Source organism: Stieleria mannarensis (assembly GCF_014154935.1).
Taxonomy (GTDB): Bacteria; Planctomycetota; Planctomycetia; order Pirellulales; family Pirellulaceae; genus Stieleria; species Stieleria mannarensis.
This window is the reverse complement of sequence record NZ_JACEHH010000029.1, coordinates 32,723-46,944: the sequence shown is the minus strand read 5'-3', so window position 1 is coordinate 46,944 and position 14,222 is coordinate 32,723. Positions and strand designations below refer to the sequence as shown.

The following is a 14,222-nucleotide window of genomic DNA, read 5'->3' as shown; positions in this document are numbered from 1 at the left end:
CAGGAATCTCACTCCAACGCAACTTCACATCATGGAACAATCCTTTCTCGCCTACCTGAAAGGCCGCACGCGGTCGCTGCTCCAGGTCGATGTCGGTATCGGTGACGATGCCGCGGTCATCCGCTCCCCCGCCTGGCCCCTGGTCGCCTGCACCGACCAGATCATCGACGGCGTCGACTTTGCCTTCGATGAACATGACCTGGCGGACGTCGGTTACAAGGCGATGGCGATCAACCTGAGTGACATCGCGGCGATGGGCGCGGTCGCCACCAGCGCCCTGGTCACGCTGACGCTGCCGAAACAAAATGCGACGAAGGTTGCCGGAGAGGTTTACGAGGGGATCATTGAAGCGGCCAAGCAGTATGATGTCGCCATCGCCGGCGGGGACCTGTCGACCTATGACGGTCCGCTGGCGATCAGCATCACGGTGCTCGGTCACGTCGCCGAAGGGCAGCCCTGGTTGCGCAGCGGCGCCCTTGAAGGCGACGTCGTGCTGGCCAGCGGCAGCTTCGGCGGCAGCATCCTCGGCCGGCACTTGAGACCGACGCCGCGGTTGGAACTCGCCGCCGCCATCGGCAAACTGGCGACCGTGCATGCGGCGATCGATGTCAGCGACGGGTTGTCCCTGGATCTGGACCGGATGTGCGCCAGCAGCGGCTACGGTGTCGAATTGGATGTCGACGCCATTCCGGTCCACCCCGATGCGATCAAGCTGTCCGCCAAGACCGGCCGCGAACCCTTCCAGCACGCCTGGAGCGACGGCGAAGATTTTGAACTGCTGCTGTCGGTCTCGCCGGAGGACGCCGAACGCTTGCTGGCCGCCGACCTGCCGGCGCCGTTGACCGCGATCGGGAAAATCGTCGGACGCACCGGGCTGTGGCGAAAACACGAGGGCAAATTCCTCCGGCTCTCCCCGCAAGGCTACCTGCACGGGGAGTAAAGCGGCATGAAGGCGGCATGGAGGGTCGGGGGCAAAAAATGCGTTGGGCAAAAAATGGAATCGTCGGAAGATTTGGCGAGGGCTGAATCGTTCGCTCGCGTCTTCGAACTGACTCGCTGTGTCTTGCCGGGGATGCGAGAAAAACGACGCGGCAAGATCATCAATATCTCATTGGTCGGCGGGATGATGGCGATGCCCACCATGAGTGTGTACTCCGCGTCCTAGTTCGCGCTCGAAGGTGCCAGCACTTTATTACGAGGTCAAACCGTGGAACATTTCGGTCACCCTGGTGCAACCGGGGTTCATGCGCAGCGACGCGTTTGAGAAGGTCCCCTACACCAACTTGAGCGGCCAAGCATTTGCCGATGGGGATCATCCCTATTACGCGCATTACCATCACATGGATCGCTGCATCGCTTCGTGTTCTTTCCGCAGAAGTCCCCACCGATGCGACGTTTGATCCGCGATCGGCGATGTTATATTCGAAGCAACGCACGAGTCCCCGCGCGATCGTAGAGTGATGAAAGAGCCGTCCCCCATCGATCAGGAAACCGTGACGGAGGAGACGCCGCGGGAAGCCGGTTCGTATGCGGATTCGCAGCAGTGGAGCGAGTTTGCGCCCAGTTTTCCGTCGTTGCTTTCTCATTCCCGACACGTCGTCGCCGCGGTGTCCAAGATCGGCGAGTCGGTTGGAGAGTTTGAAATCATTCGCTTGCTGGGCGAGGGCGCATTCGGCAAAGTCTTTTTGGCGCGACAAACCTCCTTGGACCGCGAGGTGGCGGTCAAGATCACCGCGGATTTGGGGTTGGAAGGGCGAACGATGGCGCGGTTGGAACACGCCCACGTCGTCCAGGTCTATTCCGAAACCGTCGACGAATCGCTGGGCATTCGGCTGCTGTGCATGCAGTACGTCCCCGGGGCGACGTTGCACCGGTTGATCGGGCGGTTACGCGATCTTCCTCGCCAGGCACGCGACGGCCAAGCGATGTTGCGGGTAATGGATCAGTTGAGTATTCACAGCGCGGTGCTGGATCCGGTGAAGTTGCGTTATCGTGAAGTATTGTCACAGTGTCAGTTGGACGAAGCGATTTGTTGGATCGGTTGCTTTCTGGCAGAGGCATTGTCGTATGCCCATCACCGCAACGTCCTGCACCTGGACGTCAAACCGGCCAACGTGATGGTGAACCAGTACGGCCAACCGATGCTGACCGATTTTAGCCATTCGATGCCGACGACTGGGGCGGCGCGTGTGGGGGCGGCCGTTTTCGGGGGCACGATCGGATACATGGCGCCGGAGCACATTCGGGCGCTCAACCCGAGTCATCCGGGCGGGCGGGAACTGGTCGACCCGCGCAGCGACATCTACTCGCTCGGTGCGGTCTTGCTGGAGATGCTGGTTGATTCGTCGCGGGAACTGGGCAAGGACCGCAGCCTGGACGGCCGTGACATCGATCAAGTCATTGCCCATCAACGCGATATCGGACAGGTCTGCCGCCAGCTGGACGAATCCCAGGTTTCGGCACCGCTGACACAGATCATCCGTCGCTGTCTGGAACCCGATCCGGAGCGACGTTTTCAAACCGCCGGTGAATTGGCCGCGGCGCTCCACGGCGGCTTTGAATGGTTGCGGATCGAACGTCGCTTCAAGATTTTCGAAAACCTCTCGCGGGCGCGGTGCAAGCTGACGCGAAACCGGTTCGCGGTGAACGTCTGACCGAGTGTTTCGCCCAGTCGTCTCGCTTTTTCGCCGGCCGGTTCTTCCACACGATCGACGTGCAGTCGGAGCACGGTATGGAGCGACGGGTGGCAGCGTTTCAATTCCTGCCACGTGTCACGCAGCAGTGTTTCACGCCAGCTGGCATCAAACGCGTCCGCCTGGTCGTCGCACATCGGCGCTCTGGCAATCGGCTCTTCACCGAGCGCGACGGCCAGGCGTTCGTGTTGGCGATAGTGGTCCCGCACCAGATTGATCAGGACCGACTTGATGTAATCACGGAATCGTCCTTTCTTAGGGTTCGCCCGGCACAAATCCCCACGCAGGACGCGCAACACGAACTCCTGGAACAAGTCTTCGGCGAGCGTTTCGTCGCGCGCGACCCCCAATAAGTATTTCCACGCCGCACCACCGTACTGATCGATGATTCCGAACCGAGCATCCGAAGCCCGCGTGTTCTCGCCCGCGTGGGCGCGACGGATCAGAGTCCAGCGAGTCGGAATGGACGCCAAACGCGAACGTGAGGAGGAATACATGACGCGGTTTCAACCACAATGTTTCGATGACAAGGCATGGTGATAAGAACCATTGTCGTGCCCAGCCCCCTGTGGTTGCTAACGAACTCAGAATTTTCTGCCAACCATTGTAGAACCGCTGTCCCAGCTGTTCTCCCCACCAAAACGTAGCGTCCTCCGCGGGGATGCGGGTGCAGCCGCAGGCGGCTGCGGGGAACAATTGAGACAATGGTTCTACACTGCTGCGGTCCGCTAGGCCGTGTCGGTTTCGCTGTGACGAGGCGTCATTGTAGAACCGCTGTCTCAGCTGTTCTCCCCACCAAACGTAGCGTCCTCCGCGGGGATGCGGGGTGCAGCCGCAGGCGGCTGCGGGGAACAATTGAGACAATGGTTCTACACTGCTGCGGTCCGCTAGGCCGTGTCGGTTTCGTTGTGACGAGGCGTCATTGTAGAACCGCTGTCTCAGCTGTTCTCCCCACCAAAGCGTAGCGTCCTCCGCGGGGATGCGGGTGCAGCCGCAGGCGGCTGCGGGGAACAATTGAGACAATGGTTCTACACTGGAACAGTCGCACTACTCGATGAACATCGATTCGCTGACCAGCCAGCGCCAGGTGACCAGGGTGCAGACCAGACACATCCACCATGAACCGATTTGGGCGCCACGAAAGTGCCGGAGGCGCAGGAACAGCGTGATCGTGAGCGCCAGGGTCAGCAGTTTAAAGATGGCGATCGAGTAGTCCCCCAACAGCTCACTGCCGACCGGATTGAGTTCGATGAAGTGGCCACTGCCGCTGGCGAGGATCGTCCAAACCAAATCGATCACCGAGAGACCGGCGATGAAGGCGACCGAACAGATGACGTGTCGTCCGGCGGAGTGATCGTCACTCACATCGCGCCAACCGGTTTGCTTTTTGGGGGGACAGTTCAACAGATGGCCGAATCCCAAAATGGACAGGAACATTGCGCCCACCGTGAACCAATAGAGCAACGCCTGGGTTGTTTTTCGACCGTCGATATGTGACTGGACCTCCACTTCGACGGATTGTTGTTCACTCAACAGCGAGATCGTTTGCTCCAGCAACGCCGGTTCGACGGATTCACGGGAGTGGGATGCGGCGAACAGTTGTTGTCGGTTCGGCATGCCCTTGAGCGAGTGGTACAGCGTCGTCGCCTCGTCGCTGTCGATGCCCCCGTTGCCGTTTTGGTCCACAAAGGGGAGCAGCGGACGCAGGAAATTCGTCAATTCCGCCGATCCGATTTCACCGTCTCGGTCGACATCCAAACGCATGACTTGTTGGACGAATTGATCGGCGGTGATCAATTCGGCAGTCGGGCTGCGGCCCGGGGCGGTGTCCCGGTTTCGATTCCAGCGTCCCCGGATCCACGCATCACGCTCCTCAACACGCCACTCGTCGGTTGTCACTTGACCGTCCAGGTTGGTATCCAGTTTGGCCAGTGATAGCGAAGCGCCGGCGATTTCGTCCTGGGTCAGGATTCCGTTTCGATCGACGTCCAGGGCAAATAGAAGTGACGAGGGGGCGAGGGAGGGGGGATTCATCCGGCCGAGTTGCAGTGACGCGTTTTGCACAACAATCGTTTCCGTTCGCGGCGGTTCTCCAGCAGGCTGTTCGGCAGCCTGTAGCGACGGTGACGGCTGACCAAGGCCTGCGACCGAAAGAACCAACGCGGCGAGAACGTGATTGAATGGTCCCATGGACGGACTTCCTCGATTGAACTTCGATGAACAACGAACTCGCTGGACAGCGAGGCATGGCGTCAAGAACACGTGGCTCGTGACGAAGGGCAATGCGAAAACGACGCTTCCACTCGGCCAAAGATTCTGAGAAACATTGCCAATTACAACCGCCGACGCGCTCGTCACTGGATCGACGCGAGTGCCTGAGAGCGGATCTCGGTGACGCGTGGGTCTTCCGGCGGCGTTTTTCCCGTGATCAAGATTTGCGCGTGGCGATGATTGATCAGGAAATCGGCCCAATCGAACCAGGGCAACGCAGGGGTCAGCCTGGATTGACGCAAGGTTGCGTTGAGTTGTTCGTCCAGGAAGGCCTGCGATTGCTCCAGGGCGGCCATCGCTTTGTCCGGCTTTCCCAATTTGTGATAGGCCATGGCCAGTAGCGGTGCCTCGATCCCCTTGCCGAACCAATGGGCGTCGTCGGATCCGGATTGTTGCAATCGCAGAATCGCTTGTTCGAGGTGACCGGCACGAAGGTGAGCCCACCCGGCGATATACCACAGCACGCCCATCGGCATCATCTTTCGGCTCCGTTTTCGCGATCCGTGATTGTCGGAATGATGCTCGGTTTTCTGACCTTCCTCCGTTTCACACTCAACCGCCGCCGCTTCGATCTCCGCTTGCTCCATCTCGTTGGTCAAGATCAACGCTTCCATCCGTGCCGCCATTTCGCTCGGCGCGATATAACCTTGCGGACCCGCCAGGCAACCCCGTGTCGCAGCGAGTGACAACGGGGCATCGTTTTGATCGACGATGCGGCGGCAGAGTTCTTGATAGGCATCATCATCGCCGGCGAGCCAGAAGAGTTGCGGCACGCCCCACCATTCGGGACCGCGGATCGGTGCGCCCAGATCCAGGGCTTCGCGATAATCGCGGGCCGCCAGATCATACAGTCCCAGTTTGACGTACAGCGACGCCCGCTCGATCCAGACGTGGTGGTACCGTGGCTGAGTCTCGGTCGCTCGGCTGTAGTCGTCGTGGGCTTCGGCCCAACGCTCCGAATCGGCATGGGCCCGTCCGGAGCTGAGCAAAATGTTGGCCTGTTTCAGCCGTTGGGTGAACAGCTCCAGTTCTTCATTGGCGATCGTGGCCCGTGTTTCGGCGGCGCGGGCGTTGTTGAGTGCCAACTGCTTTTCATCGAGTGCGATTTGTTTGGCGCGGCTTTCGCGGACCGCGATCCCGGCTTGCCAAATACTGATCACGGTGCCCAGCACCAGCGCCGAGACGACCAGGGAGGCGGTGGTCAGGCTGGCCTTGTTGCGCCGCGCGAATTTGGAGAATCGATAGCCGGCTGAGGGAGGACGTGCTTCGACGGGTTGTTGCAGCAAGAACCGCGAGACGTCTTCGGCCAAGGCACCCGCGGTCGGGTACCGGCGACTGCGGTCCTTGTCGATCGCCTTCATCACGATCCAGTCCAAGTCACCCTTGACGATCGAAGTCAGTTTGGCCGGTTCGATCCGCCGGTTGACCGAAACGGTGTTGGACAGTTCCTGATTCAGCGTACTGAGTCGGGTGCTCGGCCGCGGCGGGTCCTCTTCGCGTATGATCCGCCGCAATTCGTCGAATCCCGCGCTGTCCAAACGATCTTTGCCGAACGGCGTGGAGCCGGTCAACAATTCGTATAACAGCACTCCGAGCGAATAGATATCCGCACGGGTGTCGATGTCGACATTGCTCATCTCGGCTTGCTCGGGGCTCATGTAAGCCGGCGTACCGATCATCGACGCGAATCGGGTGTAGATCGTTTTCCCCGTCAAACTTTGTCCGATCGCTTTGGCGACCCCGAAATCGATGACCTTGGCCAGCGGTTTGCCGTCCTGCAGGGTGACCAGAATGTTAGACGGTTTCAGGTCACGGTGGATAATGCCCTTCTGGTGCGCGTGTTGAAGTGCGTGGCAGAGCGTGATGAACAGATGCAAACGCCCGCGGGTGTCAAGTTTGTGGTTGTCACAGAATTGATTCAGCGGCACGCCGCGGACCAGTTCCATGACAAAGTAGGGTTGGCCGGAATCGGCGACACCGGCATCAAAAACGCGAGCGATGTTGGGATGGTCCATCAGGGCAAGGGCCTGGCGTTCGGCTTCGAACCGCGCGATCACCTCGCGCGATTCCATCCCCGGTTTGATGACTTTCAGCGCCACGCGGCGACGAACCGGATGCTGCTGGTCGGCGACAAACACCAACCCGAATCCGCCTTCGCCGATCTGCTCCATCAACTTGTATGGCCCGACCATCGTGCCCGGCAGGGGACTGACGCTGCCGATCGGCTGTCCCGCGACGATGTCCGTCTGGTCGGGCAGGGGCTTCGGCACGGTCGCGATCGGTTGATCGACCAGATTCTCGGCACACGCATGTTCGCGCAACAGGTCGGAGACCGACGCAAGCAATTGCGAATCGCCCTGACACGCCCGTTTCAGGTACGTATCACGGTCCTCGGGGGAATCGATGTCGACAGCCTCGAGAAAGATCGACTTTTCTTGACCAATTGCCATGGGGAACGCGGTGAAGGGGGGGGGCGCCAGGAATCCGAATCCATCGATGGATCGCAGGATGTCATGCGAAAACGCGTCGTCGCGCTGGTCACACAATCCTACTCTTTTTCACCGGATTTCATTTCCCGGCCCAGCCAGGCCCTGACAAACGCCCAGTTGCGGGTGACCGTGCGGACCGAAACGCCCAGTGCCTTGGCGGATTCCTCGATCGTCAACCCCGCAAAAAAACGCAGTTCGACGAGTTTTGCCAGCCCCGGTTCGTCGGCCGCCAACTTGGTCAAGGCGGCGTCCAGGTCCAGCAAGTCGTCCAGGTTGTCCGCATCGGCGATCGCGTCGGCATCGGAAATCGGGTGGCGACGTGCCTGGCCGCCCCGCTTGGCACTTTTCCTGCGCCGGGCATTTTCGATCAGAATCCGCCGCATCGCTTCGGCCGCGGCGGCAAAGAAGTGCGATCGCCCGTCCCACTCGATCGCGGCATCCCCGACCAATCGCAAGAACGCCTCGTGCACCAGCGCGGTGGGCTGCAGCGTCTGTCCGGTCGCCTCCTGACGCATCTTGTTGCCGGCCAAGCGTCGCAATTCCGCATAAACCAAGGGCATCAATTCGCTCGCCGAGGAGCGATTGCCCTGTTGGAGTTCGTTCAGAATTCGGGTCACGTCAGACAAAAACGTCAATTCTCCTGAATGCCGAGTGCCCGGTCGGAAACAAAGGCGTTGTCCAGCCGTTCTTGGCTGAAGGTCGACGTCGGACCGTGCCCGGGCAGGAATTGGATCTCCTTGCCGAGCGGCCACAGTTTTTCGACGACCGACCGAATCAGGTCGTCGTGATTGCCGTAGGGAAAATCGGTGCGGCCGACCGAACCTCGAAACAGCACATCGCCGACAAACGCGAACGAGTCTTCCGGCTGGACCAACACGATGTGGCCGGGGGTATGCCCGGGGCATTCATAAACGTCGAACTCGATCCCCGCCAATTCCACCGTGTCGCCTTCGTGCAGGTAGCGATCGGGGGTGACGTTCATGCCCCCGTCGATCCCGTAATTGGCACAAGTCGATTCGATCGCATCGAGCAGGAATTGGTCTTTTTCGTGCGGTCCGATGATCGGCACCCCGTATTTCTGCTTGATCGCACCGGCGGCTCCGGCGTGGTCGACGTGACCGTGCGTCAGCCAAACGGCCTTGACATCAACGCCCAACTCCTCGACCGCCGCGGCGATCCGCTCGGCTTCCCCGCCGGGGTCGACGATCGCGGCTTCCATGGTTTCGGTCGACCAGATGATCGACGAATTCTGTTCCAGCGGCGTCACGGGAAGGATGGCGATCTGGAAACGGGGCTGGGGGCGATCGCCGGGCTGATCGGAATCGGACATGGTGGGGGAGTTCTTGGGGCGAAAGGGTGAATCGGTTACTGAATCTTTTTTCCGCAGTGCCCCTAGTGTATCAACCGCCACCGATACCACACCCGCCCCACGATCACGTCGAGAGGCGTGCGGGAGCGAGGAAAGGCAGAATGATGTTGGGGCAGGATGTTGGGGCAAAACGATGGGGGCAAAACGATGGGGGCAAAACGATGGGGGCAAAACGATGGGGGCAAAACGATGGGGCAGAATGATGGTGGGCGGATGATGGTGGGCGGATGATGCGGGGGAGGCTGATGTTTCGGGCCGGTTGGGATGTGACTCAGTTGCGCGCCGGTGTGTCATCACAGCACGCGGTGGAGGGGAAGCAATGATTTCGCCTCGGTCTTCATCGTTCGCTGAACCCTCGTCCAACGGCGAACCCGTTGTCGTTGACCGGTGCTTTGCGGGATCCGTTGTCGATCTGTGCGGATTCGGTACGGCGTTTGCCAGCAGGTTCAGCGCTGAGCCTCCGACCCGTTCGAGCGGAAACAATGTTGATGGAACGCCAGAATACAGAACGACGTGCCGCGCCCACGCCGCCGGATGACGACAAGCGTTGGAAGATTGTCAATGTCACCATGCGGCGAAACGGCTATTCGGGACACGCGCTGATTGAAACGCTGCACAAGGTGCAGGATTGTTTCGGATACTTGGAAGACCGCTCGCTGCGGTACGTCGCGATGTCGCTGGGATTGCCGTTGAGCAAGGTGTACGGGGTCGCAACGTTCTACCACCTGTTTACCTTGAAACCCCAGGGCAAACACACCTGTGTGATTTGCACCGGGACGGCTTGCTACATCAAGGGATCCCGCGAGTTGTCCACCGCTATCGAAGACCGCTATTCGGTCAAACCGGGACAGACGACCAAGGGTAACGAGTTGTCGGTGCTGAGCGCCCGCTGCATCGGTTCCTGTGGACTCGCCCCGACGGTCGTGCTGGACGGCAAGGTGCTCGGCCAACTGACCGCCGCGGAATTGATTGACGAAATCGAGGAGGTCGTCTGAATGAATTTGGAAGACCTGTCGGACATCACCGAAGAGGTCGCCGAAGCGGCCAAGTCACGTCGACACTGCGTCCGTGTATGCATGGCGGCGAGTTGTCAGTCCTGCGGCAGTGGCGAGGTATTGGAGGGGTTGCAGGCACAGGCCAAACAGAACGCCGATGACGATGTTTGCATCAAACCGGTCGGGTGCATGGGCCTGTGTTCGGCTGGCCCGCTGGTCAGCGTGGACTCGGATCAGCCGGCGACCGAATTGCTCTACCAAGACGTCACCGCCGACGACACCGAAGAATTGTATCGCAGTCTGGACGACGATCCGCTGGAGCGTCTCCGCTGCCGGACCGATGTGCCGTTTTTCTCGCGTCAGCAAAAGATCGTGTTGCGGAACTCGGGCATCATCGATCCCGAGCAGATCGATGACTACATCGCCGCGGGAGGCTACCGATCGCTGATGCGGGCGGTCACCGAGATGACTCGCGAGGACGTGCTTCGCGAAGTCAAGGAGAGCGGCTTGCGAGGCCGGGGCGGCGGCGGCTACCCGGCGGGGCTGAAATGGGCCACCGTTGCGATGGCCCCCGAGCCGCACAAGTATGTGATCTGTAACGCCGACGAGGGTGATCCGGGAGCCTTCATGGACCGTGCCGTGCTGGAATCGGATCCGCACCGGGTGCTCGAGGGGATGGCGTTGGCCGGCTATGCGGTCGGCGCCGAACACGCCTACATCTACATCCGAGCCGAGTATCCGTTGGCGGTCGAGCGACTAAAAACGGCGATCAAACAGGCGACCAAGAAGGGCTTGCTGGGACGCAGGATCTGTGAGACCGCGCACAGTTTTGAAGTGGAGGTGCGTTTGGGCGCGGGAGCGTTCGTCTGCGGTGAGGAGACCGCGTTGATGGCGTCGATCGAAGGCCAGCGTGGCCAGCCGCGGCCGCGTCCCCCTTACCCGGCCGAAGAAGGCCTTTGGAAATGCCCGACGCTGATCAACAACGTCGAAACGCTGGCCAACATCCCCGCGATCGTCGGCAAAGGCGGTGCTTGGTTTAAAAGCATCGGCACAGAACGGTCGACCGGGACGAAGGTGTTTGCCTTGGCCGGCCGGATCGCCAACAGCGGGTTGATCGAAGTCCCGATGGGAATTCCACTGGGGGAAATCGTCAATGAAATCGGCGGCGGTATTCCCGACGGGCGACGGTTCAAAGCGGTCCAGACCGGCGGCCCCTCGGGCGGATGTCTGCCCGAACAATACCTGGACATGCCGGTCGAATACGACACCTTGCGTTCGGCCGGGTCGATCATGGGTTCGGGCGGCATGATCGTGATGGACGAAACCTCGTCGATGGTCGACGTCGCGCGTTATTTCATGGAATTCTGCATGGACGAATCGTGTGGCAAATGTGTGCCCTGCCGAGCCGGAACGGTTCAATTGTACGGATTGCTGGACAAGATCGCCGACGGCGAGGCGACGCCGAGCGACCTGGAGTTGCTGGAAGAATTGTGTGACGTCGTCCAGGCGACCAGTCTGTGCGGGCTGGGACAGACCGCGCCCAACCCCGTGCTGAGCACCTTGCGTTATTTCCGACACGAGTACGAAGAAAAACTGCGGCCGGAATCGGAGCGAATGCCACGCATGCAAATTGTGACCCTGGACGATTAAATGACGCACCCACCTGTTGCATCCAATCCCGGCCCCAAGGTCCGTGTCGTCACGCTGAAGATTGACGATCACGATGTGGGCGCGCGCGAGACGGATTCCATTCTGGAAATCGCGCACGCCAACGGCATTCGCATCCCCGCGCTTTGCTACCTGGACGGGCTGAGCACCTGGGGCGCCTGTCGGTTGTGCATGGTCGAAATCGAAGGGGTTTCCAAACCGGTTTCGGCCTGTTCCACCACCGCAAGCGAAGGCATGAAGATCACCACCAACAGCGAGCGACTGAAACGCTATCGGCGGATGATCTTGGAGTTGTTGTTCGCCGAACGCAATCACGTCTGCAGCGTCTGTGTTTCCAATGGCCATTGCGAACTGCAGGACTTGGCCGCCGAGTGCGGCATGGACCATGTTCGTGTTCCCTACCGCAATGCGACCTACAACATCGATTCGTCCCACGATCTGTTTCGTGTCGACCACAACCGCTGTGTGGTCTGTACCCGCTGTGTCCGGGTGTGTGACGAAATCGAAGGCGCCCACACCTGGGACGTGATGGGCCGCGGCGTCAATTGCCAAGTCATCACGGATTTGAATCAACCGTGGGGCGACAGCCAGTCCTGTACGTCCTGCGGCAAATGCGTCCAAGTCTGCCCCACCGGGGCCTTGGTCAAAAAGGGCACCGCGGCCGGCGAAATGGAAAAACACGACGACTTTGTGCCCTACCTGGCGCAGATGCGAAAGAGACAATGAGCGAAGCAAAAAAGATCACCCTGGCGACCGCGTGGCTGGACGGCTGCTCCGGATGCCACATGTCGTTTTTGGATTTGGACCAGCGGTTGATCGAACTGGCCGAGAAGGTCGACGTCGTTTACAGCCCGATCGTCGACACCAAAGCATTACCCGATGCGGTCGACGTCGGCATCCTGGAAGGCGCCGTCAGCACCGAAGAGGATTTGCACAAGGCCCGAATGTTTCGCCAGCGCTGTCAGTTCCTGATCAGTCTGGGGGACTGTGCGGTCAGCGGGAACGTTCCCTCGATGAGAAACATGTTTGACCTGGACGATGTCCTGGACCGTGCCTTCGTGGAAAACGTCCAGGCCCAACCGGGCCGGCCGAGCGAAAGTTTGCCGACGTTGCTGCGAACCGTTTTGCCGATCCATCACGTCGTCCAGGTGGATCTGTTTGTCCAGGGATGCCCGCCCTCGGCCGACACCATTTGGCAGGTGCTGACCGAACTGATGGCCGGCAACACGCCGGATCCTACCCAATTCACCCGCTTTGGAGCCTGAACTCGGTCATGGGACGCACGATTAAAATCGATCCCGTTTCTCGCATCGAAGGCCACGCGCACATCACGCTGCACCTGGACGATGCCGGCAACATCGACGACGCCAAGTTTCACCTGACACAATTCCGCGGTTTTGAAAAGTTCTGCGAAGGACGACCGTTCCCGGAAATGCCGGCGCTGACCGCCCGGACCTGCGGCATCTGTCCGGTCAGCCACCTCGTCGCGTCGTCCAAGGCCTGTGACCACTTGCTCAGCGTCACGATTCCACCGACCGCCGCCAACCTGCGACGGGTGATGAACCTGGCCCAATTGATCCAGTCGCACGCGCTGTCGTATTTTCACCTGTCCTCGGCAGACCTGTTGCTGGGGATGGATGCGGATCCAAAATCTCGCAACCTGTTCGGGCTGTTGAAAGTCGATCCCCAGCTGGCCAAAGACGGCATCCGGCTGCGGCAAATCGGCCAAACCATCATCGAAATGCTGGGCGGCAAAAAGATCCACCCGGGCTGGATGGTGCCCGGAGGCGTCAGCGGACCGCTCAGCGAAGAATCTCGCACAACGATGCTGGCGATGATCCCCGAAGGGCTGGACATCGCGGGGCGGACGTTTGAATCGTTCAAGGATTTGATCGGTAAATTCCCCGAAGAGATCGACCATTTCGGCAATTTTCCCACGATGTTCCTTAGCCTGATCACGCCTACCGGCGGATTGGAACACTACGACGGGTTCTTTCGAATCAAAGACGCCGAAGGGAAGATCGTCCAAGACCGGGTGCCGCTGGAGGAATGCCAACGGATCATCGGCGAGGCGGTTGAACCGTATTCATACATGAAGTTCCCGTATTACTTGCCGATGGGTTATCCCGATGGCATCTACCGCGTCGGACCGCTCGCACGGCTGAACAACTGTGACTTCTGCGGCACCAAGCAAGCCGATCAGGCATTGGACGAATTTCGCGCCCTCCAACACGATCGTCCGGTCAGCAGCAGCTTTCATTTTCATTTCGCCCGTCTGGTGGAAATCATCTTTGGGCTCGAACGCATGAAGGAGCTGCTGGAAAGCCCACACATCCTGGACACGCGAGTGCGAGCGCGGGCGCGGGGCAACAACGACGAAGGCATCGGGGTCGCCGAAGCGCCGCGTGGGACACTGATTCACCACTACAAGACCGACGACGAAGGACTGATCACGTGGGCCAACCTGATCATCGCCACCGGACACAATAATCTGGCGATGAATCGAGGCATCAAGCAGGCAGCCGAATACTTTGTCGACGGCAACGATCTGCAGGAAGGGATGTTGAACCGAGTCGAGGCCGTGATCCGTTGCTACGACCCCTGTCTCAGCTGCGCCTCGCATGCCTTCGGGCAAATGCCGCTGCGAATCGAGCTGCATGATTGTCAAGGTAACGTGGTCGATCAGATCGTGCGCGAGGGATAGGTCCGACGTGAGGATGACCACGGGCCGCTCGCT

Annotated in this window: 13 protein-coding genes and 1 pseudogene; 9 read left to right on the top strand and 5 right to left on the bottom strand. The window is 60.1% G+C overall.

What is annotated here, in order from left to right:
• Positions 1-31 precede the first annotated feature (31 nt).
• From thiL to H1B37_RS19590, 4 genes and pseudogenes are all read left to right on the top strand, one after another.
• The gene (thiL, locus tag H1B37_RS19600) at positions 32-940 is read left to right on the top strand and encodes a thiamine-phosphate kinase (RefSeq protein WP_182868354.1); all 909 of its coding nucleotides are present in this window, start codon (positions 32-34) and stop codon (positions 938-940) included.
• 54 nt (positions 941-994) lie between these two features.
• Entirely contained in the window at positions 995-1,165 is a 171-nt protein-coding gene (locus H1B37_RS33955) for an SDR family NAD(P)-dependent oxidoreductase (protein ID WP_286177917.1), read from the top strand.
• A 13-nt stretch (positions 1,166-1,178) separates the two neighbouring features.
• Entirely contained in the window at positions 1,179-1,400 is a 222-nt protein-coding gene (locus H1B37_RS33950) for a Rossmann-fold NAD(P)-binding domain-containing protein (RefSeq protein ID WP_286177916.1), read from the top strand.
• A 60-nt stretch (positions 1,401-1,460) separates the two neighbouring features.
• Positions 1,461-2,459, top strand: a pseudogene (locus tag H1B37_RS19590) (serine/threonine-protein kinase); the annotation flags it as partial.
• A gap of 56 nt (positions 2,460-2,515) precedes the next feature.
• Here the strand turns inward: H1B37_RS19590 and H1B37_RS33945 are convergent.
• The 5 genes from H1B37_RS33945 to H1B37_RS19570 form a co-directional block, all read right to left on the bottom strand.
• A complete protein-coding gene (locus tag H1B37_RS33945; protein ID WP_286177915.1) occupies positions 2,516-3,190 on the bottom strand; it encodes an RNA polymerase sigma factor in 675 nt (224 codons plus the stop codon).
• Between the two features lie 550 nt (positions 3,191-3,740).
• Positions 3,741-4,883 carry an EF-hand domain-containing protein gene (locus H1B37_RS19585; RefSeq protein ID WP_182868352.1) on the bottom strand — a complete coding sequence of 381 codons (1,143 nt, stop codon included), beginning with the start codon at positions 4,881-4,883 and terminating at the stop codon, positions 3,741-3,743.
• A 164-nt stretch (positions 4,884-5,047) separates the two neighbouring features.
• On the bottom strand, positions 5,048-7,414 hold the full coding sequence (locus H1B37_RS19580) for a serine/threonine-protein kinase (RefSeq protein ID WP_182868351.1): 2,367 nt from the start codon (positions 7,412-7,414) through the stop codon (positions 5,048-5,050).
• 98 nt (positions 7,415-7,512) lie between these two features.
• On the bottom strand, positions 7,513-8,079 hold the full coding sequence (locus tag H1B37_RS19575; RefSeq protein WP_182868350.1) for a sigma-70 family RNA polymerase sigma factor: 567 nt from the start codon (positions 8,077-8,079) through the stop codon (positions 7,513-7,515).
• A 5-nt stretch (positions 8,080-8,084) separates the two neighbouring features.
• Positions 8,085-8,783, bottom strand: coding sequence for an MBL fold metallo-hydrolase (locus H1B37_RS19570; protein ID WP_182868349.1), 699 nt, complete (start codon positions 8,781-8,783; stop codon positions 8,085-8,087).
• Between the two features lie 527 nt (positions 8,784-9,310).
• Here H1B37_RS19570 and hoxE point away from each other — a divergent pair.
• Genes hoxE through H1B37_RS19545 form a run of 5 tightly spaced genes read left to right on the top strand, consistent with a single transcriptional unit; the run spans position 9,311 to position 14,189 of the window.
• Entirely contained in the window at positions 9,311-9,817 is a 507-nt protein-coding gene (gene hoxE / locus H1B37_RS19565; protein WP_182868348.1) for a bidirectional hydrogenase complex protein HoxE, read from the top strand.
• The gene (nuoF, locus tag H1B37_RS19560; protein ID WP_182868347.1) at positions 9,818-11,467 is read left to right on the top strand and encodes an NADH-quinone oxidoreductase subunit NuoF; all 1,650 of its coding nucleotides are present in this window, start codon (positions 9,818-9,820) and stop codon (positions 11,465-11,467) included. It abuts the gene before it with no gap.
• A complete protein-coding gene (gene hoxU, locus H1B37_RS19555) occupies positions 11,468-12,211 on the top strand; it encodes a bidirectional hydrogenase complex protein HoxU (RefSeq protein WP_182868346.1) in 744 nt (247 codons plus the stop codon).
• Complete coding sequence (locus H1B37_RS19550; protein ID WP_182868345.1) at positions 12,208-12,750, top strand: NADH-quinone oxidoreductase subunit B family protein; 543 nt, start codon at positions 12,208-12,210, stop codon at positions 12,748-12,750. The genes hoxU and H1B37_RS19550 overlap by 4 nt, the downstream gene beginning before the upstream one ends.
• Positions 12,751-12,758: 8 nt before the next feature.
• Complete coding sequence (locus H1B37_RS19545) at positions 12,759-14,189, top strand: Ni/Fe hydrogenase subunit alpha (protein WP_182868344.1); 1,431 nt, start codon at positions 12,759-12,761, stop codon at positions 14,187-14,189.
• Positions 14,190-14,222: the final 33 nt, after the last annotated feature.

Excerpts from the sequence above, each read along its gene's own strand:
- thiL (WP_182868354.1), top strand. The coding sequence starts at position 32 with ATGGAACAATCCTTTCTCGCCTACCTGAAAGGCCGCACGCGGTCGCTG.
- H1B37_RS33955 (WP_286177917.1), top strand. The coding sequence starts at position 995 with ATGGAATCGTCGGAAGATTTGGCGAGGGCTGAATCGTTCGCTCGCGTC.
- H1B37_RS33945 (WP_286177915.1), bottom strand. The coding sequence starts at position 3,190 with ATGTATTCCTCCTCACGTTCGCGTTTGGCGTCCATTCCGACTCGCTGG.
- H1B37_RS19585 (WP_182868352.1), bottom strand. The coding sequence starts at position 4,883 with ATGGGACCATTCAATCACGTTCTCGCCGCGTTGGTTCTTTCGGTCGCA.
- H1B37_RS19580 (WP_182868351.1), bottom strand. The coding sequence starts at position 7,414 with ATGGCAATTGGTCAAGAAAAGTCGATCTTTCTCGAGGCTGTCGACATC.
- H1B37_RS19570 (WP_182868349.1), bottom strand. The coding sequence starts at position 8,783 with ATGTCCGATTCCGATCAGCCCGGCGATCGCCCCCAGCCCCGTTTCCAG.
- hoxE (WP_182868348.1), top strand. The coding sequence starts at position 9,311 with ATGGAACGCCAGAATACAGAACGACGTGCCGCGCCCACGCCGCCGGAT.
- nuoF (WP_182868347.1), top strand. The coding sequence starts at position 9,818 with ATGAATTTGGAAGACCTGTCGGACATCACCGAAGAGGTCGCCGAAGCG.
- hoxU (WP_182868346.1), top strand. The coding sequence starts at position 11,468 with ATGACGCACCCACCTGTTGCATCCAATCCCGGCCCCAAGGTCCGTGTC.
- H1B37_RS19550 (WP_182868345.1), top strand. The coding sequence starts at position 12,208 with ATGAGCGAAGCAAAAAAGATCACCCTGGCGACCGCGTGGCTGGACGGC.
- H1B37_RS19545 (WP_182868344.1), top strand. The coding sequence starts at position 12,759 with ATGGGACGCACGATTAAAATCGATCCCGTTTCTCGCATCGAAGGCCAC.